The 26510-nt window shown below is 61.9% G+C and carries 27 protein-coding genes; 13 read left to right on the forward strand and 14 right to left on the reverse strand.

The genetic code is table 11. The features are described from left to right. Positions 1-13: 13 nt before the first annotated feature. From NFR47_RS02000 to yidD, 8 genes are read left to right on the forward strand one after another with little or no spacing between them, the layout of a single operon-like run. The gene (locus NFR47_RS02000; protein WP_251213911.1) at positions 14-910 is read left to right on the forward strand and encodes a 4-hydroxy-3-methylbut-2-enyl diphosphate reductase; all 897 of its coding nucleotides are present in this window, start codon (positions 14-16) and stop codon (positions 908-910) included. A 45-nt stretch (positions 911-955) separates the two neighbouring features. Next, a complete protein-coding gene (locus tag NFR47_RS02005) occupies positions 956-1429 on the forward strand; it encodes a hypothetical protein (protein WP_251213912.1) in 474 nt (157 codons plus the stop codon). Next, complete coding sequence (locus NFR47_RS02010; RefSeq protein ID WP_251213913.1) at positions 1422-3083, forward strand: S41 family peptidase; 1662 nt, start codon at positions 1422-1424, stop codon at positions 3081-3083. Before NFR47_RS02005 ends, NFR47_RS02010 begins: the two co-directional genes overlap by 8 nt. A 12-nt stretch (positions 3084-3095) precedes the next feature. Then, positions 3096-4271 (forward strand): sensor histidine kinase, encoded by a 1176-nt coding sequence (locus NFR47_RS02015; protein ID WP_251213914.1) that lies wholly within the window; start codon positions 3096-3098, stop codon positions 4269-4271. Next, positions 4268-5296: a DUF4271 domain-containing protein gene (locus NFR47_RS02020; protein ID WP_251213915.1), complete on the forward strand. Its 1029-nt coding sequence runs from the start codon at positions 4268-4270 to the stop codon at positions 5294-5296. Before NFR47_RS02015 ends, NFR47_RS02020 begins: the two co-directional genes overlap by 4 nt. Before the next feature lie 35 nt (positions 5297-5331). Continuing rightward, entirely contained in the window at positions 5332-6192 is an 861-nt protein-coding gene (locus NFR47_RS02025; RefSeq protein WP_251213916.1) for a uroporphyrinogen-III synthase, read from the forward strand. A gap of 11 nt (positions 6193-6203) precedes the next feature. Further along, complete coding sequence (locus tag NFR47_RS02030; protein ID WP_251213917.1) at positions 6204-6575, forward strand: ribonuclease P protein component; 372 nt, start codon at positions 6204-6206, stop codon at positions 6573-6575. Then, the gene (yidD, locus tag NFR47_RS02035) at positions 6532-6792 is read left to right on the forward strand and encodes a membrane protein insertion efficiency factor YidD (RefSeq protein WP_251213918.1); all 261 of its coding nucleotides are present in this window, start codon (positions 6532-6534) and stop codon (positions 6790-6792) included. Before NFR47_RS02030 ends, yidD begins: the two co-directional genes overlap by 44 nt. A 45-nt stretch (positions 6793-6837) precedes the next feature. Here yidD and NFR47_RS02040 read toward each other — a convergent pair whose 3' ends face one another. The 6 genes from NFR47_RS02040 to NFR47_RS02065 form a co-directional block, all read right to left on the reverse strand. After that, positions 6838-7719, reverse strand: a complete 882-nt coding sequence (locus tag NFR47_RS02040; RefSeq protein ID WP_251213919.1) for a cation diffusion facilitator family transporter — start codon at positions 7717-7719, stop codon at positions 6838-6840. Beyond that, entirely contained in the window at positions 7716-8645 is a 930-nt protein-coding gene (locus tag NFR47_RS02045; protein ID WP_251213920.1) for a helix-turn-helix transcriptional regulator, read from the reverse strand. Before NFR47_RS02045 ends, NFR47_RS02040 begins: the two co-directional genes overlap by 4 nt. A gap of 100 nt (positions 8646-8745) precedes the next feature. Further along, a complete protein-coding gene (locus NFR47_RS02050; RefSeq protein ID WP_251213921.1) occupies positions 8746-10578 on the reverse strand; it encodes an LTA synthase family protein in 1833 nt (610 codons plus the stop codon). Continuing rightward, positions 10579-11235 (reverse strand): uracil phosphoribosyltransferase, encoded by a 657-nt coding sequence (gene upp / locus NFR47_RS02055; protein WP_251213922.1) that lies wholly within the window; start codon positions 11233-11235, stop codon positions 10579-10581. Positions 11236-11255: 20 nt separating this feature from the next. Beyond that, positions 11256-12467: a GTPase HflX gene (gene hflX, locus NFR47_RS02060; RefSeq protein ID WP_251213923.1), complete on the reverse strand. Its 1212-nt coding sequence runs from the start codon at positions 12465-12467 to the stop codon at positions 11256-11258. Positions 12468-12692: 225 nt separating this feature from the next. Next, on the reverse strand, positions 12693-13376 hold the full coding sequence (locus NFR47_RS02065; RefSeq protein WP_251213924.1) for an energy transducer TonB: 684 nt from the start codon (positions 13374-13376) through the stop codon (positions 12693-12695). 160 nt (positions 13377-13536) lie between these two features. Here NFR47_RS02065 and rlmN point away from each other — a divergent pair, with 160 nt between their 5' ends. Both rlmN and NFR47_RS02075 read left to right on the forward strand, forming a co-directional pair. Continuing rightward, positions 13537-14571: a dual-specificity RNA methyltransferase RlmN gene (rlmN, locus tag NFR47_RS02070; protein WP_251213925.1), complete on the forward strand. Its 1035-nt coding sequence runs from the start codon at positions 13537-13539 to the stop codon at positions 14569-14571. 144 nt (positions 14572-14715) lie between these two features. Next, a complete protein-coding gene (locus NFR47_RS02075; RefSeq protein WP_251213926.1) occupies positions 14716-15120 on the forward strand; it encodes a thioredoxin family protein in 405 nt (134 codons plus the stop codon). Between the two features lie 144 nt (positions 15121-15264). On the opposite strand, the gene rsmG is transcribed toward NFR47_RS02075, so the two are convergent. From rsmG to tgt, 5 genes are all read right to left on the reverse strand, one after another. Next, positions 15265-15885: a 16S rRNA (guanine(527)-N(7))-methyltransferase RsmG gene (gene rsmG / locus NFR47_RS02080; RefSeq protein ID WP_251213927.1), complete on the reverse strand. Its 621-nt coding sequence runs from the start codon at positions 15883-15885 to the stop codon at positions 15265-15267. A gap of 150 nt (positions 15886-16035) precedes the next feature. Continuing rightward, positions 16036-17106 carry an RluA family pseudouridine synthase gene (locus tag NFR47_RS02085; RefSeq protein ID WP_251213928.1) on the reverse strand — a complete coding sequence of 357 codons (1071 nt, stop codon included), beginning with the start codon at positions 17104-17106 and terminating at the stop codon, positions 16036-16038. Beyond that, positions 17106-18041, reverse strand: coding sequence for a PASTA domain-containing protein (locus tag NFR47_RS02090; protein WP_251213929.1), 936 nt, complete (start codon positions 18039-18041; stop codon positions 17106-17108). The genes NFR47_RS02085 and NFR47_RS02090 overlap by 1 nt, the downstream gene beginning before the upstream one ends. Positions 18042-18051: 10 nt before the next feature. Beyond that, complete coding sequence (locus NFR47_RS02095) at positions 18052-19155, reverse strand: LptF/LptG family permease (RefSeq protein WP_251213930.1); 1104 nt, start codon at positions 19153-19155, stop codon at positions 18052-18054. A gap of 5 nt (positions 19156-19160) precedes the next feature. Then, entirely contained in the window at positions 19161-20291 is a 1131-nt protein-coding gene (gene tgt / locus NFR47_RS02100; protein WP_251213988.1) for a tRNA guanosine(34) transglycosylase Tgt, read from the reverse strand. A 94-nt stretch (positions 20292-20385) separates the two neighbouring features. Here tgt and NFR47_RS02105 point away from each other — a divergent pair, with 94 nt between their 5' ends. Genes NFR47_RS02105 through NFR47_RS02115 form a run of 3 tightly spaced genes read left to right on the forward strand, consistent with a single transcriptional unit; the run spans position 20386 to position 23811 of the window. Beyond that, positions 20386-21552 carry a glycosyltransferase family 2 protein gene (locus NFR47_RS02105; RefSeq protein WP_251213931.1) on the forward strand — a complete coding sequence of 389 codons (1167 nt, stop codon included), beginning with the start codon at positions 20386-20388 and terminating at the stop codon, positions 21550-21552. After that, positions 21543-22103, forward strand: coding sequence for an RNA polymerase sigma factor (locus tag NFR47_RS02110; protein WP_251213932.1), 561 nt, complete (start codon positions 21543-21545; stop codon positions 22101-22103). Before NFR47_RS02105 ends, NFR47_RS02110 begins: the two co-directional genes overlap by 10 nt. A gap of 1 nt (position 22104) precedes the next feature. Further along, the gene (locus tag NFR47_RS02115; RefSeq protein ID WP_251213933.1) at positions 22105-23811 is read left to right on the forward strand and encodes a YgiQ family radical SAM protein; all 1707 of its coding nucleotides are present in this window, start codon (positions 22105-22107) and stop codon (positions 23809-23811) included. Here NFR47_RS02115 and NFR47_RS02120 read toward each other — a convergent pair. The 3 genes from NFR47_RS02120 to prmA all read right to left on the reverse strand — a co-directional run bounded on the left by NFR47_RS02120 (position 23808) and on the right by prmA (position 26485). Continuing rightward, on the reverse strand, positions 23808-24851 hold the full coding sequence (locus NFR47_RS02120; protein WP_251213934.1) for a porin: 1044 nt from the start codon (positions 24849-24851) through the stop codon (positions 23808-23810). The two genes, NFR47_RS02115 and NFR47_RS02120, sit on opposite strands and share 4 nt — an antisense overlap. An 87-nt stretch (positions 24852-24938) precedes the next feature. Next, positions 24939-25664: a DNA repair protein RecO gene (recO, locus tag NFR47_RS02125; protein ID WP_251213935.1), complete on the reverse strand. Its 726-nt coding sequence runs from the start codon at positions 25662-25664 to the stop codon at positions 24939-24941. Further along, positions 25661-26485, reverse strand: coding sequence for a 50S ribosomal protein L11 methyltransferase (prmA, locus tag NFR47_RS02130; RefSeq protein WP_251213936.1), 825 nt, complete (start codon positions 26483-26485; stop codon positions 25661-25663). Before prmA ends, recO begins: the two co-directional genes overlap by 4 nt. Positions 26486-26510 lie beyond the last annotated feature (25 nt).

The following is a 26510-nucleotide window of genomic DNA, read 5'->3' on the forward strand; positions in this document are numbered from 1 at the left end:
CCATTCATCGGCCATGCAGATCGAAATCGACGACAAATCGGGGTTCTGCTTCGGCGTGGTCCGGGCTATCGACGAGGCCGAAGCGGCGCTCGCCCAAGGGGGTGCGGTCTTTTCGCTGGGCGACATCGTCCACAACCGCATCGAGGTGCAGCGGCTCGAACAGCTGGGGCTGCACACGCTCACGCGCGACGGAATGGCCCAGGCGGCAGGCGGGCGGATGCTGATTCGCGCCCACGGCGAACCGCCGACGACCTACGCCGAAGCCCGGCGGCTGGGCATCGGCATCATCGACGCCACGTGTCCCGTCGTGGCGCGTCTGCAAGCCCGGGTCGTGCAGGCGCACGCCGAAATGCAGCCCGTCGGCGGGCAGGTGGTCATCCTCGGCAAACGGGGCCACGCCGAAGTGGTGGGGCTCACGGGGCAGGTCGGCGAACCGACCATCGTCGTGGAGAGCGAAGAAGACCTGGCGCAAATCGACTTCGCCCGGCCGATTCACTTTCTGTCGCAGACCACCCAAAGTATCGCGCTCTTCGAGCGGCTGGGCACCGAAATGCGCCGCCGGGCCGCAGACCCGGCCGCCGTGCGCATCGACGACACGATTTGCCGGCAGGTATCGGGCCGCGAACAACATCTGACCCGGTTCGCCGGGCGGTTCGACGTGGTGATTTTCGTATGCGGCCGCAAGTCGTCCAACGGCAAGGTGCTGTTCGAGGTGTGCCGCCGGGCCAATCCCCGCACCTACAACATCGAGGAAGCCGCCGAATTGCAGGCCGGATGGTTCGAGGACGCCGCATCAGTCGGCATCTGCGGCGCCACGTCGACCCCCAAATGGCTGATGCAGCAGGTCGCGGAAGCAATCCGGAACGAAGAGCTGCCGCCGTCCGCTTTCGGGAAAACCTGTTTGGAATAGACAACCTTTCACTTTTCACTTTTCACCTTTCACCTTTTACCTGATATGAACTATTTTCTTCGCTCGCTGAAATACTTCGCCGCCTTGTGCATCCTGTGCTTCGCTCTGATGGCCTTGATGCTCGTGACGGGCACTTCGGCCCTTTCGGCCCGGGAGACGTTCTACGTCATGTTCCACACGACCCGCTACCTGACCCTGCTGGGCGCCATCGTCGTGCTGGCGGCGTTCTACCCGCGTTTCGGCTTCGTGGTCCGCAGGGTCGAGGGCGACACGGCGCGCCACCGCCAGCAAATCGTCAACGCGTTCAAGTCGGCAGGGTTTTCGCTGGTGAGCGAGGCCGACGGTACGATGACTTTCCGCGCCGACGGGTTCTTCCATCGGCTGATGCTGCTTTTCGAGGACCGGATCGAAGTTTCGCAGGAGGGAACGCACATCCGGCTCGACGGCATCCGCCGCGGAGTGGCACGGGTCGAATACCGGCTGGATTCCTACATACGAATGACCGGATACCATGAATAGAAAATACCGTTATCTGCTCACGGCCGCCGCAGCGCTCGCCGCCGCAGGTCTGCTGACCTACGGCAGCCGCAACGACTTCGGACTGGGCCGCAACATGGAAATCGCCGTCAACATGATGCGCGAGCTGTCGGTGGGTTATGTCGACCCCGTCGACCCCGACAAGCTGATGCTCGGCGCGGCGCAGGGGATGGTCCGCGACCTGGACCCCTACACCGAGTTCATCCCTGCGGACGAAATGCCGGACTTCGAGCTGATGACCACCGGCAAGTACGGCGGCGTCGGTTCGCTCATCCGCAAAAAGGGCGAGTGGGTCATCATCGCCCAGCCCTACAAGGATTCGCCGGCCGACCGCGCCGGGCTGCGGATCGGCGACCGGATTCTGGCCATCGACGGCAAGGAGGCCAAAGGATTCACCACCGAGCAGGTCTCGGCGGCGCTCAAGGGCGACCCCGGCACCAAGGTCAAGGTGACGGTCGAGCACCTCGACGGTTCGCACCGCACCGTCACCCTCACGCGCGAACGCATCGCCATCCCCAGCATACCCTACGCCGGACGGGTCGCCGACAGCATCGGCTACCTGCGCCACAGCGATTTCACCGAGGGTTCCTACGAGGAGATGCGCGCCGCCATCGAGCGGCTGCGGCAGGAGGGGCCCCTGAAAGGGTTGATTCTCGACTACCGGTCCAACGGCGGCGGCATCTTGCAGGAGGCGGTCAAGATTCTTTCGATGTTCGTGCCCAAGGGCACGGAGGTCGTGAGCACCAAAGGACGCACCGACCAGTCGAAGCAGACCTACCGCACCGCTTCCGAGCCCGCGTTCCCCGACCTGCCCTTGGTCGTGCTGGTCAACGGCAGCACCGCTTCGGCCGCCGAAATCGTCGCCGGAGCGTTGCAGGACCTCGACCGCGCCGTGCTTATCGGACAGCGCAGCTTCGGCAAGGGGCTGGTCCAGAGCACCCGTCCCTTGGGTTATAACGCCATGCTCAAGCTCACCACCGCCAAATATTACATTCCCTCGGGCCGCTGCATCCAGGCCATCGACTACTCGCACTCGCAGGACGGAGCCGTCAGCGCCGTGCCCGATTCGCTCATCGGCGAATTCGCCACCCGCGGGGGCCGCAAGGTCTACGACGGCGGCGGCATCATGCCCGACCTCCCCACCGAGCCCGAATACATCAGCCGTTTCGCCGCCACGCTCTATGCGCTGGGATTCATCGACGACTTCGGCGACGAATACATGCGCCGCCACCCCGAGAAGCCCGCCGACCTCACGGCGTTCGCCATCAGCGATGCCGACTACGCCGACTTCCGCGCATTCATGGAGGACAAGCACGTGCCCTACGAATCCGATTCGCGCCGCACGCTCCGGCAGCTCCGCGAGGCGGCCAGGGCCGACCGTTTCGACGAAATCGAGCGGCAGATAGCGACCATCGAGGAGAACCTGCACGACGACACGCAGGCCAACATCGAGACCTACCGCAAGGAAATCGAGCGGTCCATCAACAACGACATCGTCCTGCGCCACGGCTACGCCCAAGGGGTCGTTGCCCGTTCGCTTCCCGATGACAAGGAAGTGCAGCAGGCCGCCGCTCTGCTGCAAGACCCACAGGAGTACCGGCGCATCCTCACCGAGCAGGATACGCGCCGCAAATAACCCCCGGAAGCCATGAATTTCCGTCGCATGCTCTCGTTCCGCAACCGCGTGGTGGTCATCGTCGTCGGGGTGCTCTTAGGCGCGCTGTCGCTCCTCTACACCAACAACATGGCCACGCGCCTGCGCGAAAAGGAGCAGCACGACGTGGCCTTGTGGGCCCACGCCATGGAGCGGGTGAACCGCGATGCGATGGGCGGTGCCATGGCCGACCCGCTCGTGGCCGACATCATGTCGACCAACAACAACATCCCGTTCATCATCACCAACGAGAATCTGGAGGTCATCACCTCGCACCTGATTCCCGACCGCATCATCGACCACCCCGACCTGCTGCGCCGCCGCATCGACGACTTCACCGAGGAGAATCCGCCGCGGCCCGTGCGGTTCTGGTGGCCCGACGAACACTACCACATCATTTTCTACGGCAAGTCCCGACTGCTCAAGTCGCTCTATTGGTTCCCCTACGTGCAGATTCTCGTCGTCACGGTCTTCATCCTGCTGGGCTTCATCGCTTTCCGGTCGACCAAGCACGACGAGCAGAACCGCGTGTGGATCGGGCTGGCCAAGGAGACCGCCCACCAGCTGGGCACCCCCACCTCGTCGCTCTTAGGCTGGATCGAGTACCTCCGCTCGCAGCCCGTCGACCAATCGGCCGTCGACGAGATGAACAAGGACCTCACCCACCTGATGAAGATTGTCGACCGCTTCTCGAAAATCGGCTCCGAAACGCCCCTCACCCCGGCCAACATCAACGAAACGGTCGGCGAATCGGTCATGTACTTCCGCAAGCGCATCCCCCGCAACGTCACGCTCGGCTACAACGGCCTGGCCATCGCTCCCGTGCAGGCCAACATCAACACGGCGCTTTTCGAGTGGGTGGTCGAGAACCTGATGAAGAATTCGCTCGACGCCTTGCAAGGCCACGGTTCCATCGACGTGCACATTTCGGCCGACGAGCACCACGTCATGATCGACGTCCGCGACACGGGCAAGGGCATCCCCAAAGGCAACTGGAAGCGGATTTTCGAGCCCGGGTTCACCACCAAGACCCGAGGCTGGGGGCTGGGGCTTTCGCTCTCGCGCCGCATCGTCGAGGAGTACCACCAGGGGCGCATCGCCGTCGTCGACTCCGAACCGGGTAAGGGCACCACCATCCGCATCACGCTCAAACGCATCTTCGAGGCATGATTTCAGCACAGACCCAGACCGATACCTCACTGACCCCGCAGCCCGCCCGCACAGCCTTGTCCGGCCCGTCGAACCGTCCGGAGATCGATTCGCTGCCGGGTCCGTCCAACGATTCGCCGGCACACACCCTCGTCCGCGATTCGCTCGGCCAGCCGGATGCCGATTCCTTGGCTTCGATCCCTTTCGGCGCCGATTCGCTGCTGTCCGCCGATTCGCTTTTCATGGCCGGAACCGCTGTGCCGGATTCGCTGGCCGCCGAACCCGCCCCGCTCTATCGGCCCGCCACAGCCAAGGAAGTCTTCGGGAGCTACTCCATTGCCGCCGCTCCCGCGCCGGCATTCCACAGCGAACCCGTCCGGCCGCTCACCGGAAACCCCGTCTTCGAGGGGCTTGTGCTGCTGCTCGCCGCCGCCTATGCCATGCTCCTCTACCGCCACATCGGCGACATCCGGCTGCTGCTCTACCGCGTCTCGCACGACCGCGCTTCGAGCGAACGGCTCATGGAAGACCCCGGCGGCAACACCCTCACGCGGTTTCTCAAGATCTCGGGAATCATCGGACTGCTGTTCATCGGCATAGCCGCGGCCCGCTACGCCGAGACGTTCATCGCCCCGGCGATGCTTCCGCCGCTGCCCCCGCCGGCCGTGGCAGGCGTCAGCCTGCTGTTCGCCGCACTCTGGGCCCTTGTCGCCACCTACCAGTCGGTCGTGCTGCGGACCGTCACGACCGTCACGCTGAGCCGCCCGTTCATGAGCCAGCTGTGGCTGCTCAAACGCACCTACTTCGCGCTGGCGACCGTCGTCGCCACCCCGCCCCTGCTGCTTTTCGCCCTCTGTCCGCCGCAGAGCGGACGGCTGTGGCTGGCCCTCACGCTCGTCGAATCGGCCGTTACGGCAGTCTTATACGTCAGAGAGACCCTCCACCTGTTTATTTCAAAAAAAATTCCGATTTTGCATTGGTTTTTGTACCTTTGCGCCGTGGAAATCTTCCCTTTCAGCCTGTTGGCGCTGATCGCGGTACGATAGTCCCCGAAGCACAACCGTAAAAAGAAGGTCCCCAGTTGAAAATCAGCAGCGTATTGGTTTCGCAGCCGAAACCGGCCATCCTCGAGAAATCGCCTTTCCACGAACTCTCCCGCAAGTATGGAATCGCAGTCGGTTACCAACCGTTCATCCGCGTCGTAGGCGTTTCGCTGAAGGAGTTCCGCGCCCAGCGGGTCGAGATACTCACCCATACGGCCGTCATCTTCACGTCGCGCACCACCGTCGACAGCTTCTTCCACATCTGCGAGGAGGCCCGCATCACGGTGCCCGAGACCATGAAATACATCTGTCAGACCGAGGCCGTGGCGCTCTATCTGCAGAAATACATCGTCTACCGCAAGCGCAAGATTTCGTTTGCCGACGGTTCGTTCACTTCGCTCATCGAGTTGATTATCAAGCATAAGGAGGAGAAATTCCTGCTGGCTCTGAGCGAGCCCCACAAGCCCGAGCTGCCCGACGCGCTGTCGAAGCTCAAGCTGGCCGTCGACCCGGTGATTCTGGCCCGGACCGTCGCCGCCGACCTCGATGCCCTCCGGCCGGAAGAGTACGGGCTGCTGGCGCTCTATTCCCCTTCGGACGTCACGACGCTCGTCGAGAAGTTCGGTACCGAGGAGGTGCCCCCTGTGGCGGTCTTCGGCGAGGGAACGCTGCGCGCGGCCGTCGACGCCGGACTGCGAGTCGTAGCCAGCGCGCCGACCCCCGAAGCCCCGTCGATGGTCAAGGCCGTCGACCTGCTGCTCTCCAAGCTCGGACGCGGCGAGGAGGCCGAACCCGTCGACCTGCCCACCGACACCCACAAGGAGGAGTTCCTGCGCACCCAGCAGCACAAGCTCGCCAAGAGCCGCACCCGCCGCACCCCGGCCGAAAGCCGCAAATAACCCCGCACCCCATGCCCGACCGTTCGCTACCCCGCACTGAGCGGCTCCGTTCGCTCGGAGCCGTGCGGCGTCTGTTCGAGAGCGGCCACGGCGGATTCGTCTTTCCGTTCCGCTACGTGTGGTATGCCGAAGCCGATGCGGCCGACACCACGGAAGTGCTCTTTTCCGTGCCCAAGAAGTTCCACAAACGGGCCAACAAACGCAACCTCCTGCGCCGCCGGACCAAGGAAGCCTATCGCCTGCAAAAGGAGATTCTCGCCCGGAGCGGCCGCGGCACGAATCTCGACATCGCACTTATCTACTCGTCCAAGGAGGTCCTGCCCTACAAACACATCGAACATGCCGTCCGACGGATTCTGGAAGCGGTTGCCGGGCGCCTGTAAGCGGTTGCTTGCGTGGCCGCTCATCGGGCTGGTGAGGTTCTACCAACTCTGCATTTCGCCGCTCACCCCTCCGTCGTGCCGCTTCGTCCCCACCTGCTCGCAATACGCGCTGGAAGCCCTGCGCAAGTACGGACCTCTCAAAGGGGGCTGGCTCACCCTGCGGCGGCTCGCCCGCTGCCACCCGTGGGGCGGAAGCGGCTACGACCCGGTACCGTAAGCATATTTATCGGAAGCGCGTTCGCCCGCAGACTTTTCGGGACGGTCATTCGCAGCGGCCGCTGCAATGTTCGGAGACGGTCTCGCATTCGAGCGTGGCGTGGACGACCCCCGCTTCGGCAAGCAGTTCCTTGAGCTTGGGTTTCACGCACACCATCATGCAGGGGTCCGACAGCACGACATGGGCCGTCAGCGCCGCTTCGGTCGTGCTGATGGCCCAAACATGGATATGATGGACCGCCAGCACCCCTTCGACGCCCTTCATGCACCGCTCCAGCCCCGCCACGTCGATGCCCGCAGGCACGCCGTCGAGCGCAAGGCGCAGGCTGTCGCGCAGCAGCGACCAGACCGAACCGATGATGGCAGCCGCCACGACCAAACCCACAATAGGGTCGACGATGGTCCACCCGGTATGCAGAATCACCACGCCGGAAACCACAACCCCCACCGACACCAGTGCGTCGGCAATCATGTGCAGATAGGCCCCCTTGACGTTCAGGTCGCGCTTGCGGTCTTTCATGAAAAGCCACGCCGTGAAGCCGTTCACCAGCACGCCGATACCCGCCGTCCAGGCGATGACCCCGCCGGGGATAGGCGTGGGGTGAATCATCCGGTTGATGCTCTCGGCGATGATGACCCCCACGGCGATCAGCAGAATCAGCGAATTGAACAGCGAAATCAGCACCGTGCTTTTCTTGTATCCGTAAGTATAGCGCGGTTTGGGCCCGACCTGCGCCAGCCGGAACGCCAACATGGCCAGCAGCAGGCTCGCCACGTCCGAAAGATTGTGTCCCGCATCGGACAACAGCCCCATCGACCCGTACCACAGCCCCGCGCAGAACTCCACGGCCACGAACAGCACGTTCAGTCCGATGCCTATCAGAAAGGCGCGGTTGAGCGACGAGACAGGATGGTGCCGATGCTTCATGCGGAGGTATCGCTAATGGAATCCTTGATTTCGGAGAGTTCGACCAGTTTGTTGACAATGGCGTAGATCGTGAGACCCGCCGCCGAATGGATCTGCAATTTCGATGCAATATTGCGCCGGTGGGTGATGACCGTGTGGGTCGAAATGCAGAGGCAGTCGGCTATCTCCTTGTTGGTAAGCCCCTTGACCACGCAGACGATGATTTCGCGTTCGCGGGCGCTCAGCGGTTCCTGCCGCGCTTCGCCGGGGCCGTCAGCCGCAAGCCGTTCGACGGCCGGGATGAAAAGTTCGTTTTCGACGGCGTTGTGCGACGCCAGTTCCTCCTCGCAGGTGAAAATGTCGTAGAGCACGCCGTTCAGTTCGTTCGTACCGCCCGAGGGGTAGTATTTGATGATGATGTTCTTGAGTTCGTGCAGCCGCGCTTCGACCTGGTCGTGCTGACGGCGGAATACGTCTATCGAGTAATCGGCCTTTTTCTCCCCCGCGAGCAGCGCTTCGACATAGGGAAACACCGACTTCTCCTCGTAGGCCATGTGGCGGTCGACCTCGGCGGCATATTCGTCGAAATAGCGCATGATGGCGAACGACACGTCGCTCAGACTGCAATCGACCGCGCCTATCAACTTGCGCCGGATGGCGGGCAACCGGAAGCCGAGGAAATAGCTGTGTGAATTGTGCAGATAGCTGAGCAGCGACCGCACCGCCACCGCGCCCGAGAGCTCCACGCCGCCGCTGCGGTTGACCGACATGCCCACCACCGCCAGAAAGGTTTCGGTGTCGACCTTGTTTTCGGCGCACACCTCGGCGATGGTCTTGTCGCCGAAGCCCAGCGCAATGCCGAAACGGCTCATCACCTGCAACACCGGATAGCGGTCGCACACCAGGTCGCACATCCGCATGTCCGAAGAATAGCCCGAACTGTACATAAGCATCTATTTTTCTGCGGGTTCAAAGTTAGCGATTCCCCCGCGGCCCGGCAATACCTAAAAAAGGGGATGCGGCTTCACAAGGGCGGCCCTCCGGGCGTCAGCGGCGGCCGATGTCGACGTAGGTGGTTTGGAGCAGGGTCCGCCCCGTCTCCTCCAGCCGTGGGTCCGACCCCGGAGCCGCCTGCCCCGTCGCAGCGTCGTAGAGCGCCCGGCCCGAAGCGTCGACCACGCCGAAACCATCGTTGAACGTGTAGTAGGCGAACTTCGGAAGCGCCGGGTCGAAAATATCCTTGCTGTAATCGAAATCGTCGTGCGGCACCCCCAACTGCCCCAGCAGCGTGGCGCAGAGGTCTATCTGCGACGCGTATTCCTCCACCGTGCGGGGAGGGGTCGCAAGCGCCCCGCCGGTCCATATCATCGGTATCCGGTGACGCAAGGGTTCGTTGTAGGCCAGCGACGGCGGATAGGCCACGCTGTGGTCGGCCACCAACACCACCAGCAGATCGTCCCACGCGGGCGAGGCTTTCCAGCGTTCGATCATCCGCCCCACGCACTCGTCCGCAAAAGCCGTCGCATTGAACATCCGGTCGCCGAACTTCGCATAGGGCACGTCGAACGGCGGGTGACTGCTCAGCGTCAGCAGCCCGGCCAGGAAAGGTTCCCCCTCGGCGCTCCAGCGGACGACCTGCTCGCCGAACCATTCGCACATGACCCGGTCGTCGTAGCCCCAGTCGGCCGGGGGCGTGTCGAAGTCGAAATCTTTCTGCCAGAAAAGCTGCTGCCAGCCCGTTGCATACATGTACGACGCCTGGTCGGTGAAATTGAGGTCGCCGCCATAGACGAAGCGCGTGCGGTAGCCCTCGCGTCCGAGCGAGCGGGCCATCGAGGGCAGGCTGCGGCTTTTGCCGGGCAGTTTCATGACAGAAATGCGCGTCTGCGCCGGAAATCCGCTCAATATGGCCACTTCGCCGCGGTCGGTCCGGAACGAGTTGGCGAAAAAGTTCTCGAACCAAATACCCTGCTCCTTGAGCCGCTGCATGCAAGGCATGACCGGTTCGCCCTCAGTCTCGGCATCCATGACGGTCCGGCCGAAACTTTCGAGGATAATCACCGCCACATTGGGCCGCGCGGTCCGCAGCAGCCGCTCCGCAGGCTGCGTGCCGGGGCGGTTTCCGCGGACGGCATCGAATTTCTGCGCCCGGGTGCGTTCGTCGAAAAAGGGATATTCCGCGGCATAGTCGGTCTGTTCGCCCAGCGTCGAGAGGAACGAGAAAACCGGATTGATCGCCGCATGGTTGAGCAGCATTTCGGAGCTGAAACAGACTTTCGAGACGTTGGCCACCGAAGCGCCCAGCCCGCCGCGAATCGCCAGGAAATCCAGCCCTGCCAGCAGCAGCACGCCCGCACTCCACGGCAAAGCCGCCCGCCACCGGAGCGGTTCCCCGTCGAAAAGCCGGACTACCCGCGAGTAGGCCCACCCCATCGCCGCCGCATAGAGCGCAAACAGCAGGGTCTGCCGCACGCCGAGCCAGAAATCGACGCTGGCCATCGCTTCGCGGGGGTCGGCAAGGTAGATAAGAATCGTGCCGTCGACCCGGAATCCCCAATGTTCATAGAGCGCCAGGTCCACGGCGAAGATAGCCGCCACAACGACCGAAACCGCAATGAAATAGCCCGTCAGCAGCCAGCGCATCGGCCGCTCCGGCAGCCGGACCCACAGCGACAGCAGCACGACAAGCACGGGCAGCGCCGTCACATAGCCTGCCACGGTCATATCGAGCGCAAGGCCATGCCGCACCACCTGCCACCAGTCGGCGGCCGTGAATCCCCGCCCCACGGCATACCACGCCAGGAACACGGGCTTCTGCACGGCCAGCAGCAGCACCGTCGCCGCGAAAACGGCCAGAAGAAAGGCCAGCTTATGTTTCATTTAGATTTTCTCCCCGTAGGCCAGGTCGCCCGCGTCGCCGATGCCGGGCACGATGTACGAACGCGAGGTCAGCTCCTCGTCGACCGCCGCCACCCACACGGTGGTCGTCTGCCGGGGCATGTTCTTCATCACGTAGTCCACACCCTGCTCGCTGGCTATGACCGACGCCACATGCGTATGGGCCGGAGTGCCGCCCCGCTCGCACAGCGCGTTGTAGGCCAGCACGAGCGACGAACCCGTAGCCAGCATGGGGTCGACCAGCAGCAGCGTTTTGCCCTCCAGGTCGCCGCACGAAATGTATTCGACCTTCACCGTGAACTTCCCGTCCTTGGTGCTCTTGCGGTAGGCCGAGACGAACGCGTTCTGCGCGTCGTCGAAATAATTGAGGAAACCCTGGTGGAACGGCAGCCCGGCACGCAGGATGGTGGCGATGACAATCCGGTCGTCGATCTGCTGCACGACGGCTTCGCCCAGCGGCGTTTCGACCGTCCGGGGCGTGTAGTTCAGTTCCTTCGAGAGTTCGTAGGCCGTGATTTCGCCGATGCGCTCCATGTTGCGGCGGAAACGCATCGAATCGGTCTGCACCTCTCTGTCGCGAATCTGGGCGATGAACTTGTTGAGCACGGTGTTCTGCTGGCTGAGGATATGCAACTCCATGATAGCTTGAGGTTTGGTTGTCAATAGAGGAAATTGTTGAACGGATAGCGTCCGGCGTGGATTTCGCGCACCATGCCGTAGAGGTCGGTGCGGAACTTCTCGAGGTTGGTCTTCGCGAGCGCCGACAGGAAGATGCAGGGCGATTCGGTCTGCGCCATCCAGCTGCGGCGCAGGTCGTCGAGCGAGAGGTTTTCGCGCGTCGCGGGGGTCAGGTCGTCCTCCTCTTTCTTAATATAGGTGTAGGCGTCGATTTTGTTGAAGACCATGTAGACCGGCTTGTCGCCCGCGCCTATCTCCTGCAAGGTCTGCTTCACTACGGCTATCTGCTCCTCGAACTGCGGATGCGAAATGTCGACCACATGGACCAGCAGGTCGGCCTCGCGCACCTCGTCGAGGGTCGACTTGAACGATTCGATCAGCTCGGTCGGCAGCTTGCGGATGAATCCCACCGTATCCGAAAGCAGGAACGGCAGGTTGTCGAACACCACCTTGCGCACCGTCGTGTCGAGGGTGGCGAACAACTTGTTTTCGGCGAAGACCTCGCTTTTGGCGATGAGGTTCATCAGCGTCGATTTGCCCACGTTCGTATAGCCCACCAGCGCCACCCGCACCAGCTGCCCGCGGTTCGAGCGCTGCACGGCCATCTGACGGTCTATTTTCTTCAGGTCTTCCTTCAGCTTGGCGATGCGGCTGCGGATGATTCGGCGGTCGGTCTCGATTTCGCGTTCGCCCGCACCGCCGCGCGTACCCGTGCCGCCGCGCTGGCGTTCGAGGTGGGTCCACAGACCCGACAGCCGGGGCAGCATGTATTCGTAGTTGGCCAGCTGCACCTGCGTCTTGGCATAGGCCGTCTGGGCCCGCGACATGAAGATGTCCAGAATCAGACGCGTGCGGTCGAGGATGCGGCAGGGCATCGCCTTTTCGATGTTGCGGGTCTGCGACGGCGTGAGTTCGTCGTCGAAAATCGCCACGTCGATTTCGTTCTCCCGGCAATAGTCGGCTATCTCCTCCAGCTTGCCCGGCCCCACATAGATGCGCGACGAGGGCTGCGGCAGCCGCTGCGTGAAGCGGCGCACCGAACGGATGTCGGCCGTTTCGGCCAGGAATTCCAGCTCGTCGAGGAATTCCTCGGCCTGGCGGGGTTCCTGGTTATCACGGACCACAGCCACCAGCACGGCGCGTTCGCACTCGTGCGGCGCGGGAGCGGATAGGGTATTTCTGTTCTCTTCCAAGTTTTTTTCGTCAAATAGTTTTTCCGGCCATGCCGACAGATTTTTCTCCGGCCGGGCCGATGCGCGGTTCAGCAGGCAAACTCCGTGCTATCTCCGGACGCGGCAGGGCTTCTCCTCCAATCGGCCGAAGCAGCCCGGGCCTCCTCCGCCCCGTCCCGGCAACCCATCATAAACAAGGGTATCCGCCCGGAAGCAAGATACCCTCGATATATCGGATGCCGCGTCTTAGTTCTGCATGCGGAAGTCGACCGGCAGGGTGTACTTGATGCGCACCACCTGGTTGCGCTGTTTGCCGGGGCTCCACTTGGGCGACTTGCTCAGCACGCGGATGGCCTCCTCCGAAAGCGAACGGTCGGGGGTCATCAGCACCTGGATGTTGGTCAGACGGCCGTCCTTCTCGATGACGAACGACAGCACCACGCGGCCCGAAATGCCGTTCTCCAACGCAATCTGCGGGAAGCGCACATTGTCCTGCACCCACTTGCGGAACGTATTGAGGTCGCCGCCCTGGAACGAAGGCATCGTCTCGGCCGTGAGGAACGGCTGGTCGTCTTCGATGATCTCCTCCTTGACTTCCACCTGCTGCAGCACCTCGGTGTCCTCGTCGAACTCCGCGAAGTTGATGTCCGTGGCAATCTTGGTCTCGTTGGTCACCACCTGCAGCAAGTCGGCGATCACCTTCACCTCCACCTTCTTGGGAGGTTCGGGCGGCTTCTGATCCTGGCGCGTGATTTCGACGATCTGCTCGTCGACGGGACCGTAGTTCAGATCGACTTGCTCGATACGGTGTTCTTTCGGCGTATAGGCGAAAGCCGCGATGACCAGCGCCAGCGCGACGATCAGACCGATTTCGAGCAGAAGACCCCGCTTGTTCTGGAGGTCTGCCTTGGGCGATTTCTTGATTTCCATCTATTGATTCTTTTTAATCGTTTCAGGTCGGCGGCACGCGCGGGGCGTACACTTGCACCACAAATATATACATAAAATTCCGAAATCGTGCGGCCCGGGGCAAAAAATCTTCAACTTTTGCCTATTTTTGTCTGCGGAAAACCCTCTTACGAGCCGCACCATGGCAGACACCGAACCCCTCTACGGGCGCACGCCCGACGAACTGGCCGCGCTGTGCCGCGAGTTGGGCATGCCGCGATTCGCCGCCGGGCAGCTGGCGCGGTGGCTCTACGTGCGGCATACCGAAGACCCGCTGTCCATGAGCGACATAGCCGCCGCACACCGGGCCGCGCTGGCCGAACGGTTCCGGCCCGTGCTCAGCGCTCCGGTCCGGGTCAGCGAATCGGCCGACGGAACCAAGAAATACCTGTTCCGGACCCTCCGGAACAGCTTCATCGAATCGGCCTATATCCCCGACGGCGACCGGGCCACGCTGTGCGTCTCCTCGCAGGCAGGCTGCCGCATGGGCTGCCGCTTCTGCGCCACCGGGCGGCAGGGGCTGCAACATTCGCTCTCCGCGCCCGAAATCCTCAACCAAATCGTCTCGCTGCCCGAACGCGAACGGCTGACCAACCTGGTCTTCATGGGGATGGGCGAACCGCTCGACAACACCGGCAATGTCCTGCGGGCGCTCGAAATCATCACGGCGCCGTGGGGTTTCGGCTGGTCGCCGACCCGCGTCACGGTCTCCACGGCGGGCGTCGTACCCGAGCTGCGCCGGTTCCTCGACAGCACCAAGGTCCACCTTGCCGTGAGCCTGCACAACCCTTTCGCCGAAGAACGTACAGCTATCATGCCGGTCGAGCGGGCGTGGCCCATCGCCGAGGTGGCGGCCATCCTGCGCGACTACGACTTCACCCACCAGCGGCGGGTCTCGTTCGAGTATATCGTCATGGAGGGGCTCAACGATTCGCCGCGCCACATCCGCGAGTTGTGCCGCCTGCTGGACGGCATCAAGTGCCGCATCAACCTCATCCGCTTCCACAAGATACCCGGCTCGCCCTACTTCTCGCCCGACGACGCGGGGATGGTCCGCTTCCGCGACGCCCTGACCGCCCGCGGCATCCAGACCACTATCCGTGCTTCGCGCGGCGAAGACATCCAGGCCGCCTGCGGCCTGCTGAGCACTTCGGAGAAAGTGAAAAGTGAGAAGTGAAAGGTGAAAAGTCAAGCCCTCAAAAGAGAGATTAAGCATATAGGTAAAACGTTTTAGCAGCTACTTTTCACCTTGCAACTTTAACCTTTCACTTTATAAATTGGGTTCGGAATTTGCAGCCGAAGCCGCCAAACAACCGACAACATGAAAAAATGGATTCTACTTTTGGCTGTGACGCTCGCAGCGGGCGCCGCGCAGGCACAGGTCCGGTTCGAGACCGCATCGACCGACGCCGTTCGTGAAATGGCCGTCAAGCAGGGCAAACTGGTCTTCATCGACCTTTACGCCTCGTGGTGTCCGCCCTGCCGGATGATGGAACGGCACGTATTTTCGCGCAAGGACGTGGGCGACTTCATGAGCCAGCGCTTCGTCGCGGCGAAATACGACACCGACAAACCGACGGGCAAGGAGCTGCTGAAACGCTACGGCAACGGCGCCATTCCGCTTTACCTGATTTTCGACACGAAAGGCGAACTGCTGGGCCGCATCCAGGGCGCGTCGTCGCCCGAAGAATTCATGGACAGCGTGCGGAAAATTTTGAAAAGGTGAACTTTGCGAGTATGCGAGGGCAGAGACTGCTTGCAGGCTATGCCGAGCAAGAGCAAAGTCAAGGCCCCGCAGGGGAATTAAAAGTGCTTGCTAAAACGTTTTAATCAGCAACACACCTTGCACTTTTAACTTATCACTTTTCACCTATCTTGAAGTGTAGACCACCTTTTTGGTCTCGAAGAACTCCTCGTCGAAGAACTGCGGGATGTCGTAGAGGGTCCACCGCCTGCCGGTGAGAGCCAGCTCCTCGGCCAACTCCCCGCCTTTGAGGTAGAGAATTCCATTGGGCAGCGTACCGCGCTGCCCTTTTTCGATTTTGTTCCACACCCACCCGACGAACTCGGGCATGGCGGTGACGGCCCGCGAAACGACGTAATCGAACCGCTCGGCCAGCGTCTCGACCCGCGCGCAACGGGGCGTCAGGTTCTTCAGCCCCAACCCGTCGGCGACGCCCTCGACGACCGTAATCTTCTTGCGGATGGAATCGGCCGCCGTGAAGTGCACGTCGGGAAAAAGAATCGCCAGCGGCACCGACGGAAAACCGCCGCCGCATCCGACGTCGAGCACCCGGGCGCCCGGCGCGAATACGCACACCTTGGCGATGGCCAGCGAATGGAGCACGTGGCGCAGATAAAGCTGATCGAAGTCCTTGCGCGAGACGACGTTGATTTTCGCGTTCCAGTCGGCGTAGAGGTCCCACAGCGCAGCGAACTGCTGTCGCTGCCCGTCGGTAAGGTCGGGGAAATATTTAAGGATAAGGTCCATAGTCGAAAAGGTGAGAGGTGAGAGGTGAGAGGTGAGAGGTGAGAGGTGAGAGGTGAGAGGTGAAAAATCAAGCCCTCGAAGAGGGATTAAAAGTGAGAGGTGAAAAACACGCAGTTAAAACGTTTTAACAAACACTTTCGCCTTGCATTTTCAATTTTCACTCTGTTTATAGCTGTCCCACTTGGCGAGCAGGGCGCGGAAATCGGCGGGCAAATCGCTCTCGAACTTCAGCTCGCGGTGCGTGGCGGGGTGCTCGAACCCGAGCGACTGGGCATGGAGCGCATGGCGCGGCATCAAGGCGAAACAATTCTCGACGAACTGCCTGTACTTGGCGAACGTGGTGCCCTTGAGGATGCGGTCGCCGCCGTAGCGCTCGTCGTTGAACAGCGGATGACCCTGCCACGCCATGTGGACGCGAATCTGGTGGGTACGGCCCGTTTCGAGACGGCATTCGACGAGCGTGACGTAGTTATAACGTTTCAGCACGCGCCAATGGGTCACGGCATGCTTGCCGTCGGAACCGTCCTCGAAGACGTACATTTTCTGCCGCTCGCGCGGACTGCGGCCGATGTTGCCCGTGATAGTCCCCTCGTCCTCGGCGAAATCGCCCCACACGAGGGCGACATAGCGGCGATAAATCGTGTGGTCGAAAAACTGCTTGGCCAACCGTGCGTGGGCCTGCTCGTTCTTGGCGATGACCAACAGTCCCGAAGTGTTCTTGTCGATGCGGTGGACCAACCCGGCGCGCATCTCGCCGCTGTCGGCGATGGCGGTGCCGCGCAGATGCCACGCCAAAGCGTTGACGAGCGTACCCGACCAATTGCCCACGCCGGGATGGACGACCATGCCGGCCGGCTTGTCGACCAACAGCAAGTCGTCGTCCTCGTAGGGAATTTCGAGCGGAATCTCCTCGGGGTGGATTTCGTTGTCGCGCCGCGGATAAGGCAGCACGATCTGCACGCGGTCCGAAGGCTTGACCTTGTAGCTCGACTTGGCCGGCTTGCCGTTGACCAGGATGTTGCCGCTGTCGGCCGCCGCCTGGATGCGGTTGCGCGAACAATGCTCCATACGCGCCACGAGGAACTTGTCGAGCCGCAGGAGGGTCTGCCCCTTGTCGGCCACGACCGCGAAATGCTCGTAGAGCCCCTGCTGCTCGCTGTCGTCCTCGCAGAGCGAGGGGTCGTCGAGCAACTCGTCGTCGATGTAGGAAGCGTCGGCCATCAGTCGAAAAATCCGTTGCTGTCGCGGGCGGCGGAGGGCTGCCCGGCATTCCCGCGCTCGGCCGCCGCCTTCTCCTCGGCGATGCGCTGGCGCTCCATGAACGCCTCGGCGGCCTGCTCCTCGGCATCGCGGAGCCGCGCGGTGACTTTCTGCCCGTCGAGCGTCAGCTGCAAGTCGACCTTGGCCCCGAGCACCACGTGGCGCTCGGCCTTGGGACTCTGCATGTAGACGTGGGCGTCCTTCTGGTTGAGCAGATTGATGCCGTCGTCGAAAGCGACCTTGCCGACGTTGAGCCCCAACTCCCACAAACGGCTTTTGGCATCGCGGAGCGAAAGGCCGATGATCTGCGGCACGACGGTGACGTTATGCCCCGGCTGGACGCCGACGTAGAGCGTCACGCCCGAACCCATTTCGGCCTCGACACGCGTGGTCTCGGTGATGCGCTGGCGCCCGAAATACTCGTCGAGGACGTAATTGGTCGCCATGTCGGGACGATAGATGAGCTGCGCGATTTCGAGCCCGGCGATTTCGAGCATGTTCTTGGCCTGCCGCAACGAACGGTCGGCCACGAAAGGCACGGGCACCATCTTCTGACGGAACGAATTGATCGTGATGTAGACCGTGCGGCCGGGCTTGACCTCGACACCCCCCTTGGGAAGCTGATCGAGGACGATGCCCCCCTCGTAGGCGGGCACGAACAACGAATCGTTGATTTGCAGCTTGAGGTCGTGGCGGCGGGCCAGGCGCTGCGCTTCGAGCAGCTGGACGCCCGAGAAATCGGGCACCGTGCGGCGCGAACCGTGGCGCGTGCCGATCTGCATGACGACATGGGCAATGACAGCCATGGCGAGGATGATGGCCGCGATGAGCAACAAATTGTAGGCCAGCGGAAAGTTGCGCTGGAAACGGCGGCGGAACGAAGCGGAATTCTCCATGGATTCGGGACTATTTCGGGGCCTTCCTGTAAAGGTAGACCGCAATGAACAGATAGATGATGTTGGGCAGCCAGACGGCGAGCCACGGCGGCAGCGAACCGCTCTTGGCGAACTCTTCGAAGAAACGGTTGAAGAGGATGTACGAAAAACAAAGCCCGGTGCCGATGCCGATGTGGAGCCCGGTGCCGCCGCGGACCTTGCGCGAGGAGAGGGAAACACCGATGAGGGTGAGGATGAACGTCGACAACGGATAAGCGTAGCGGGCGTGGCGCTCGACCTCGATGATGTTGATTTCGTCGGAACCCTTGGCCCGCTGCTGGGCGAGGAAGCGGTTGAGCTCGGTAATGTTCATGGTCTGGATAAGGTCGCTGACGCGGCCCAGCTCGGTGACCTCCAAATTGATGAGAGTGTCGAGGTTGCGGTACTGCCCGAACGTCTCGACGCCTGAGGAATCGAACTCGCGGCGGGTATAACGCGGAGCGGTCCAACGCTTGGTCTCGGGATCGAACTTGGTGTCGGAAGCCTCGAGCGAACGGACGATGGACCCGTCCTTGTAATGCTCCAACGCGAAGAAAGACGCCTGGTGCGCGGCGTCGCGGTAACCACGTATATAAGCGAACGTACCGGGCTCGATCTGCCTGTAGATATGGAGGTCGTACTGGGTATGCTGCTTGCGCTTGATATACTGCGCCTCGAAAGCGACGATCTTGCGCTGCGAAAGGGGAATCAACCACAGATTGAGCAGGAGCGACAGCCCGCCGATAATCAACGCCCCGAGGAAATAAGGCCACATGAGCCGCCGGAACGACATGCCGCCCGAAAGCATGGCGACGATTTCGGTCTGGTAAGCCATCTTGGAAGTGAAGAAGATGCAGGCGATGAAAGTGAACAGACCGGAGAACTGGTTGATGAAAAAGGGGATGAAGTTGAGGTAATAATCGAAGATGACCTTGCGCAGCGGCGCGTGGAGCTCGGTGAAGTCGTCGACCTTCTCGACATAATCGAAGAGCACCACGACGACGATAATCATGGCGATGGCGAAGAAATAAGTAGCGAGGAACTTCCCCAATATGTAACGGTCGAGAATCCGGTAACCCGGGAAACGGAACTTCATAACCTTTACAGTCTGCGTTGGAGTTTGGGAACCATAGCCTCTTTCCACTCGCGGAAATCCCCGGCGATGATATGCTGGCGGGCCATGCCGACGAGCCGGAGGTAGAAGGCGATGTTGTGCAGCGACGCGATTTCGGCCGCGAGCATCTCGCCGCAGACGCAGAGGTGGTGGAGGTAGGCCTTGGAATAAAGCGTATCGACGAAAGCCGTGCCCTCGGGGTCGACGGGCGAAAAATCGGCCTCCCACTTCTTGTTGCGGATGTTGATGATACCCTCGGCGGTGAACAACTGGCCGTTGCGGCCGTTGCGCGTAGGCATGACGCAATCGAACATGTCGACGCCGCGGGCGATGCCCTCGAGGATGTTGACGGGAGTGCCGACGCCCATGAGGTAACGCGGCCGGTCCTGCGGAAGGATGGCATTGACGACCTCGATCATCTCGTACATGGTCTCGGTAGGCTCGCCGACGGCCAACCCGCCGATGGCGTACCCGTCGGCGTTGTACTGCCTGACATTCTCGGCGGCCCGGGCCCGGAGGTCGGGATAGGTACACCCCTGCACGATGGGGAAAAGCGCCTGGTAATGCCCGTACTTGGGGGCGGTCTGCGCGTAACGGTCGAAGCAACGGTCGAGCCACCGCTCGGTGAGGTCGAGCGAACGGGCGGCATACTCGCGGGGAGCGTCGCCGGGCGGGCACTCGTCGAACGCCATCATGATGTCGGCGCCGATGGAACGCTCGGTGTCGATGACGCTCTCGGGAGTGAACAGATGCCGGGACCCGTCGATATGCGACCGGAAGTGGCACCCCTCCTCCTTGAGCTTACGGCATGCGGCGAGCGAAAAGACCTGGAACCCGCCGCTGTCGGTGAGCATGGGTCCCTCCCAGGTGGAGAAACGGTGGACGCCCCCGGCCTGCTCGATGATGGGCATGCCGGGCCGGAGGTAAAGATGGTAGGTATTGGCGAGAATGATCTGCGCCTTGGCCTCGTCGCGGACGTCGCGGTGGAAAAGCCCCTTGACCGTGGCGGCCGTGCCGACGGGCATGAAGATGGGCGTGCGGATGACCCCGTGGTCGGTGCGCAGCACCCCGGCGCGGGCCTGCGAAGCAGGGTCCCTGTATTCGAGCGTGAAATCCATGTTCATAGTACCGTGCAAAAATAGAGAAAATAATTGTGAATTATGAATTTTTGAATTCTGAATTGTTTTGTACCTTTGCGCATATTTCGGTCCTATGCAATTTTTGGAATCCTTGGCACATACGTTCCTGGCCTCCTACGGCTGGGAAGGCACGGCGCTGGCGGGCATCCTGCTGGTGCTGCTGGGCGTACAGCTCCACTACTATATTTTCGTCTACGGACGCATCCCCAACTACAAGAACAACCGCCGCGAAGAAGTGCTCGACGCCGACCCCCCGGTATCGGTCATCCTGCCGCTCTTCTCGGAAGACTACGGATTCGTGGAGGAACGCCTGCCGCTGATACTGGCCCAGAGCTACTCGAAATTCGAGGTGGTGATCATCTACGTAGGCGCCGACACGGACTTCTACGAAGACCTCACGCGGCTGAAACAATCGTTCCCGCAAATCACGACGACGAAAATCCATCTGAACCCTCGCTTCCCCATCTCGCGCAAGATGGCGCTGAACGTAGGCATCAAATCGGCCCACTATGAACACCTGATTTTCACCTCGACCGACACGTGCCCGCAGACCGACCGCTGGCTGTCGCTGATGGCCAAGGGCTTCACGCGCGGCGAAATCGTGGTGGGCTACTGCGGCGTGGAACACACCAAGGGACTGAAGAACTACCTGATGCGCACGTGGCGCATGATGCACGCCACGGAATGGCTGGCCCGGGCCGTGCGGCGCCGCCCCTACCGGGGGATGCTCCAGAACTTCGGGTTCACCAAGACGCTCTATTTCGACAACAACGGCTTCAACCACCTCAACATGAACATCGGCGAAGACGACCTGTTCCTGCAACAAGTCATGACGCGCGACAATGTGAGCGTCATCCTGTCGCCGCGGGCCACGCTGCGCGAAAGGATGTGGGGCGGACTGGGCTGGGGACTGAGCCAGCTGCGCTACTTCGGCTCGGCGTTCCGCTTCTACCCGCGGGGCGCACGCAACTATGTCCAATGGGAGATAGGCTCGCGCCTGCTGTTCTTCGCGGCGGCGGCGTGCGCGATAGCAGTGATGCCCATCGAATACAAGATAGCGGCGGCGGCGCTGGTGCTGCTGCGCTACATAACGGTGGTGCTGGAAGTACGCCGCATAGCCAACCGGCTGGGCGAAACGGGAATCGCCTGGCTCTACTTCCTCTATGACGTGCTGAGCATACCGGGCGCGATACTGCTGAGCCTGCTGACCATGCGCAAGGACAAACGCGTATGGAGATAGCCGACTATATCGTAGCCGACGACCGCCGGCTGGTGGCGCTGGTACTCGACGGCGACGATGCGGCATTTGAATACCTTTTCGACCGCTACCACGAATCGATCCGCCGCCTGTTCGTCCAACGCATGGGCGGAGCCAACGACGTGGACGACCTGCTGCAAGAGACCTTCATCAAGGTATTCATCAACCTGCACCGCTACAGCGACAACTACACCTTCGGACAATGGGTCTACACCATAGCCCGCAACACCTTCATCGACTACATGCGCCGCCGGCAGGACGACCTGCCCATAGACGAACGCTTCGCGGCCCCGGCGTCGAACGCCCCGACCCCCGAAGAGAGCGTCATCAACCTACAGCAGCGCACCCAAATCGAACACTATCTGAACCGGCTGGCACCCCGCTATCGCGGACTGATCGTCATGCGCTTCTTCGAGGAATACTCCTACGAAGAAATCGCGGCCAAGCTGAAACTGCCGCTTGGAACGGTCAAGACCCAGATACACCGCGCCCGCGAACAGATGTGCCGCCTGATAACCAACGGAGAAGAATAGGATGTTTCTGCCGACGACCATCAAGGAGATGCGCGCCCGAGGCTGGGACCAGGCGGATGTCATCCTTTTCACGGGCGACGCGTACATCGACCACCCGGCCTTCGGAGCGGCGGTAATCGGACGCCTGCTGGAAGCGGAGGGCTGCCGGGTAGCCATCGTCCCGCAGCCCAACTGGCGCGACGACCTGCGCGACTTCACGAAACTGGGCGCGCCGCGGCTCTTTTTCGGCGTGACGGCGGGAGCGATGGACTCGATGGTCAACCACTACACGGCCAACCTGCGCCTGCGCCACGACGACGCCTACACGCCGGGCGGCAAGGCGGGATTCCGGCCGGACTACGCGGTGACGGTCTACACGCGGATACTCAAGCGACTGTACCCCCATGTACCGGTGGTGGCGGGCGGCATCGAAGCGTCGCTGCGGCGGCTGACCCACTACGACTACTGGACCGACGCGCTGAAACCCTCGGTGCTGGCCGAGTCGGGCGCCGACCTGCTGATATACGGGATGGGCGAGGGGGTCGTCCAACAAGTGGCCAAGGCGATGCGCAACGGCTACAACGCCAAGCTGCTGCGCAAAATCCGGCAGGTGGCGTTCCTGGCCGACGAAAACTACGTATCGCGGCTCGACCCGGCGACGACGATACGGCTGCACAGCTACGAAGACTGCCTGCGCGACAAACGGGCGTTCGGCGAAAACTTCACGGTCGAAGAAACCCAAAGCAACCTGCTGGAACCGGACGCGACGCTGGTGGAACGCGTGGGCGACCGCTATGTAGTGGTGACGCCGCCCAACGCGACGCTGACGACCGAAGAACTCGACCGCTCGTTCGACCTGCCCTACGAACGCGCACCCCACCCGCGCTACGACGGCAAAGGAGCGATTCCGGCGTGGGAGATGATCAAATACTCGGTCAACATCCACCGCGGCTGCTTCGGGGGCTGCTCGTTCTGCACGATTTCGGCCCACCAAGGCAAATTCATCCACTCGCGGAGCGAACGCTCGATACTGGCGGAAGTGGAACGCATTGCGAAGATGCCGGGCTTCAAAGGCTATCTGTCCGACGTAGGCGCCCCCTCGGCCAACATGTACCGCATGGGCGGCCGCGACCGGGAACTGTGCCGCAAATGCCGCCGGGCGTCGTGCCTGCACCCGACGAAATGCCCCAACCTGGACAACGACCACACGCCGCTGCTGGAACTATATGCCAAGATACGCGCGGTGAAGGGAATCAAGAAAGCCTTTATCGGGAGCGGCATCCGCTACGACCTGTTCGACGGCTCGCCCTATTTGGAAACGGTGCTGAAACACCACACCTCGGGCCGGCTGAAAGTAGCGCCCGAACACACGGAAGACGCGGTGCTGAAGCTGATGCGCAAACCGCCGTTCGCGATGTTCGAGCGGCTGAACGCCGACTTCCGGCGCATCTGCCGCGACGAACGGCTGCCCTACCAGCTGATTCCCTACTTCATCTCGTCGCACCCGGGCTGCACCGAACGCGACATGCGCTCGCTGGCGCAAAAGGTGCTGGGCAGCCTGCACTTCACGCTGGAACAGGTGCAGGACCTGACGCCGACGCCGATGACCCTTTCGTCGGTGATGTTCTACACGGGAGAGAACCCCTACACGCACGAAAAAGTCTACGTCGCCCGCTCGCAGGAGGAGAAACGCAGACAGAAAAGCTACTTCTTCAAGGGGAAAGGTTAAAAAATTCCGGTGAACAACACCGTAGCGACGTGGCGGCCGGAAATGTCGTAAAAACGGCCGTAATCCTCGTAGGTATAATTGAACTGGCACCGCAGATATTTGACCGGCGACCAAAGAAGCCCGGCCGTATAATTGTTCTGCCGGGTGGAGGAACGCCGGGCGCAGTCGAGGACGAAAGAATCGAACCGCGCGGTGAGGGTCAGATTGCGCGGCGCCCGCCAACCGGCCATGGCATACCAACCGCCGCTGTCGAACGGACCCTCGGAAGAACCGGTCGTGCCGCCGAACCACTCGCCCCGGACGACGAAAGGGCCCCGGTCGTAACACACCCCGGCGCCGTAACGCTCGCGCAGGAAATGCGAGGACCCGTACTCGCCCCGATAATAAGAACCCGACACCACGAACCCGGCCAAAGGCTGAACAATCAACCGCGCGACGAAATCCTTGGACTTGTTGCGGTCGCGGGTATTGATACCCTCGCCGTTGAACACGGCCAAATCGTAACGGACGACGCTGTAACCGTTGCGCTGAAAAAATCCGCCGGAACACGCAGCCCCGATGTCGCGGCCCGAAGCGGCAAGCCCGCAGACCTCGTCGAAAGCCATCAGCCTGCTCAGAGCGAGCGGGTAGTCGATGAACTCGAACGCGGAGACGCCGTACTCGGTATTTTCGAGCGAAAAGGGAATCTTGAACTGCCCGGCCCGGAGCCCGAACTGCGGAAACGGCCTGTACTGCAAATAAGCGTCGACCAGACGCGGCTTGGCGAACTCGAACTGAATCTTGTAGTCGAACTTGGGAACGATGTCGCCTGTGAGGCTGAGCCGCGCCCGCTTGACGAAGAACTCCGAAGAAGTGTCGGAATACTGGTAACCCGCCTGCAAGAAACCCGAAATCTTGGGCAGATGCGCGCGAATCTTATCCCATGTCGCAGGGGTTTCGACGGCATCGGACTGCGCGGCAGGCAGCTCCCGGGAAGGCCCGTTGGCCGATAAACCGCCGCACAACAGCAGACAGAAAAAGGTCAGCAAAGGTTTCTTCATCGCACGAAAGGGTTGAGGAACCGCAACGGCAAAGCCGCGACGGAGGAACAAGATACGAAAAAACGCGGCAAAACCCAACCCGGAGCCCTAAAAAACCTCGCGCAGAATCCGCACCGACTGGACGGCGCTGACGGCGTCGAGGTGGTAACCGAAATAAACCAGCATGGCGTTGAGGAACTCGACGCGCTGGGTGCGGTTGAGCCCGATAGCGTCCAACTCACGCACGTCGCACGCCATCAAATCGCGGAGGATACGGGCGCACTCGCGGGTCATGCACTCGGTATGGGCGGGCTGCACGGGGGTGAAAAGCCCCTCGCGGATGTCGAACCACGCCCCGGGCATATACTCGTTGCCGGGGCAGAAGCCGAGGAAACGGCTCAGCCCGGCCAAAAACCAAAGGTGGAAATTGGCGACCCCCTCCTGCATGGCGTCGAGCGCCCCGACCGACCCCCACACGAAATCGAACAGCGCCTCGTTGGGCTCGCTCTCGCGGACGAGCCGGTAGAGAACCTCGGCCATGAAGAGCGCCATGGTCGACTTGCGCACCTCGAACGGCAGGCTCTGCAACGAAAACGCGGTCCGCACCTCGCGGAAACGGTGCATCTGCTGGCGCGACGATTCGAGCCCCTCGAACTCGACGGGGAACATGGGCTGGAAAAGGGCCAGCTTGGACCCGCGGCCGGAACGGCTGCGGACCCCCTGCACCATGTAGCTGCGCCGCCCGCCGACGTCGGTCAAAAGGTAGGCGACCATCGACGAATCGCCGTATTTGAGCGTGTGGAGAACGACCCCGCGCCCCTTGTAAGTTTTCACTTGCGCACGTGGACCATCATCCACCCGTCGCGCGAAGCCGAAGCGACGAACGCCAACCCCTCGGCCTGCGCAGCCTCGACGACCGCGGGCACGTCGGCTTCGAGAAAACCGCTCATGAGAAGGTCGCCGCCGGGAAGAAGCGCAGCGGCATAGGCGTGCATGTCGCGCAACAAGATATTGCGGTTGATATTGGCGAGGATGAAACCGTAGGTACGCCCTGCGATATGTGCGACGTCGCCCAACATAGGCTCAACACAGGCTTCGACGCCATTGGCAGCGATATTCTCGCGGCAATTGGCATCGGCCCACTCGTCGATGTCGACGGCGTCGACATGCACCGCACCGCACTTGGCGGCGACGATGGAAAGGACCCCGGTACCGCTGCCCATGTCGAGCCCGCGACGCCCGGCGACGCCCAAATCGAGAACTCCGCGGGCCATCAGCCAAGTAGTGGCATGCTGCCCGGTGCCGAACGACATTTTAGGCATGACGATGATTTCGGGCTCGCCCTCGGGGGCGGGCTCGTGGAAAGGCGCGCGGATGCGCAGGCGCCCCTCGATGTCGGAAGCGGGGAAATTCTGCTCCCAAAGGGCGTTCCAATTCTGCGCCTCGATGGAGATGTAACGCCCGGGAACGCCGTAACGGGCGAGCAAAGCGTCGACCTCGGTCTTGCAATCGGCCAACCGCTCCTGCGGGATGTAAGCCTTCAAGACGTCGGAACCGCTCTCGAAACTCTCGAACGGGAACTCGGCCAACTCGGCGACGAGAATCTCGGCCTGCGCCCCGTCGGCGACGGGAATATTCAATGCGACGAAATCCATAGGAAGTATATTCGGTTTTCTATAA

Source organism: Alistipes muris, assembly GCF_943193205.1.
Classification (GTDB): domain Bacteria; phylum Bacteroidota; class Bacteroidia; order Bacteroidales; family Rikenellaceae; genus Alistipes; species Alistipes muris.

What these genes read in the sequence shown, in the direction of transcription:
- tgt (WP_251213988.1), bottom strand. Translation starts at nt 20,291, where the DNA reads ATGGATTTCACGCTCGAATACAGGGACCCTGCTTCGCAGGCCCGCGCC.
- NFR47_RS02075 (WP_251213926.1), top strand. Translation starts at nt 14,716, where the DNA reads ATGAAAAAATGGATTCTACTTTTGGCTGTGACGCTCGCAGCGGGCGCC.
- NFR47_RS02090 (WP_251213929.1), bottom strand. Translation starts at nt 18,041, where the DNA reads ATGGAGAATTCCGCTTCGTTCCGCCGCCGTTTCCAGCGCAACTTTCCG.
- prmA (WP_251213936.1), bottom strand. Translation starts at nt 26,485, where the DNA reads ATGGATTTCGTCGCATTGAATATTCCCGTCGCCGACGGGGCGCAGGCC.
- NFR47_RS02120 (WP_251213934.1), bottom strand. Translation starts at nt 24,851, where the DNA reads ATGAAGAAACCTTTGCTGACCTTTTTCTGTCTGCTGTTGTGCGGCGGT.
- NFR47_RS02030 (WP_251213917.1), top strand. Translation starts at nt 6,204, where the DNA reads ATGCCCGACCGTTCGCTACCCCGCACTGAGCGGCTCCGTTCGCTCGGA.
- NFR47_RS02010 (WP_251213913.1), top strand. Translation starts at nt 1,422, where the DNA reads ATGAATAGAAAATACCGTTATCTGCTCACGGCCGCCGCAGCGCTCGCC.
- NFR47_RS02020 (WP_251213915.1), top strand. Translation starts at nt 4,268, where the DNA reads ATGATTTCAGCACAGACCCAGACCGATACCTCACTGACCCCGCAGCCC.
- NFR47_RS02095 (WP_251213930.1), bottom strand. Translation starts at nt 19,155, where the DNA reads ATGAAGTTCCGTTTCCCGGGTTACCGGATTCTCGACCGTTACATATTG.
- upp (WP_251213922.1), bottom strand. Translation starts at nt 11,235, where the DNA reads ATGGAGTTGCATATCCTCAGCCAGCAGAACACCGTGCTCAACAAGTTC.
- NFR47_RS02105 (WP_251213931.1), top strand. Translation starts at nt 20,386, where the DNA reads ATGCAATTTTTGGAATCCTTGGCACATACGTTCCTGGCCTCCTACGGC.
- NFR47_RS02015 (WP_251213914.1), top strand. Translation starts at nt 3,096, where the DNA reads ATGAATTTCCGTCGCATGCTCTCGTTCCGCAACCGCGTGGTGGTCATC.
- NFR47_RS02000 (WP_251213911.1), top strand. Translation starts at nt 14, where the DNA reads ATGCAGATCGAAATCGACGACAAATCGGGGTTCTGCTTCGGCGTGGTC.
- NFR47_RS02065 (WP_251213924.1), bottom strand. Translation starts at nt 13,376, where the DNA reads ATGGAAATCAAGAAATCGCCCAAGGCAGACCTCCAGAACAAGCGGGGT.
- NFR47_RS02050 (WP_251213921.1), bottom strand. Translation starts at nt 10,578, where the DNA reads ATGAAACATAAGCTGGCCTTTCTTCTGGCCGTTTTCGCGGCGACGGTG.
- NFR47_RS02040 (WP_251213919.1), bottom strand. Translation starts at nt 7,719, where the DNA reads ATGAAGCATCGGCACCATCCTGTCTCGTCGCTCAACCGCGCCTTTCTG.
- NFR47_RS02110 (WP_251213932.1), top strand. Translation starts at nt 21,543, where the DNA reads ATGGAGATAGCCGACTATATCGTAGCCGACGACCGCCGGCTGGTGGCG.
- rlmN (WP_251213925.1), top strand. Translation starts at nt 13,537, where the DNA reads ATGGCAGACACCGAACCCCTCTACGGGCGCACGCCCGACGAACTGGCC.
- NFR47_RS02045 (WP_251213920.1), bottom strand. Translation starts at nt 8,645, where the DNA reads ATGTACAGTTCGGGCTATTCTTCGGACATGCGGATGTGCGACCTGGTG.
- yidD (WP_251213918.1), top strand. Translation starts at nt 6,532, where the DNA reads ATGCCGTCCGACGGATTCTGGAAGCGGTTGCCGGGCGCCTGTAAGCGG.
- rsmG (WP_251213927.1), bottom strand. Translation starts at nt 15,885, where the DNA reads ATGGACCTTATCCTTAAATATTTCCCCGACCTTACCGACGGGCAGCGA.
- NFR47_RS02005 (WP_251213912.1), top strand. Translation starts at nt 956, where the DNA reads ATGAACTATTTTCTTCGCTCGCTGAAATACTTCGCCGCCTTGTGCATC.
- NFR47_RS02115 (WP_251213933.1), top strand. Translation starts at nt 22,105, where the DNA reads ATGTTTCTGCCGACGACCATCAAGGAGATGCGCGCCCGAGGCTGGGAC.
- NFR47_RS02085 (WP_251213928.1), bottom strand. Translation starts at nt 17,106, where the DNA reads ATGGCCGACGCTTCCTACATCGACGACGAGTTGCTCGACGACCCCTCG.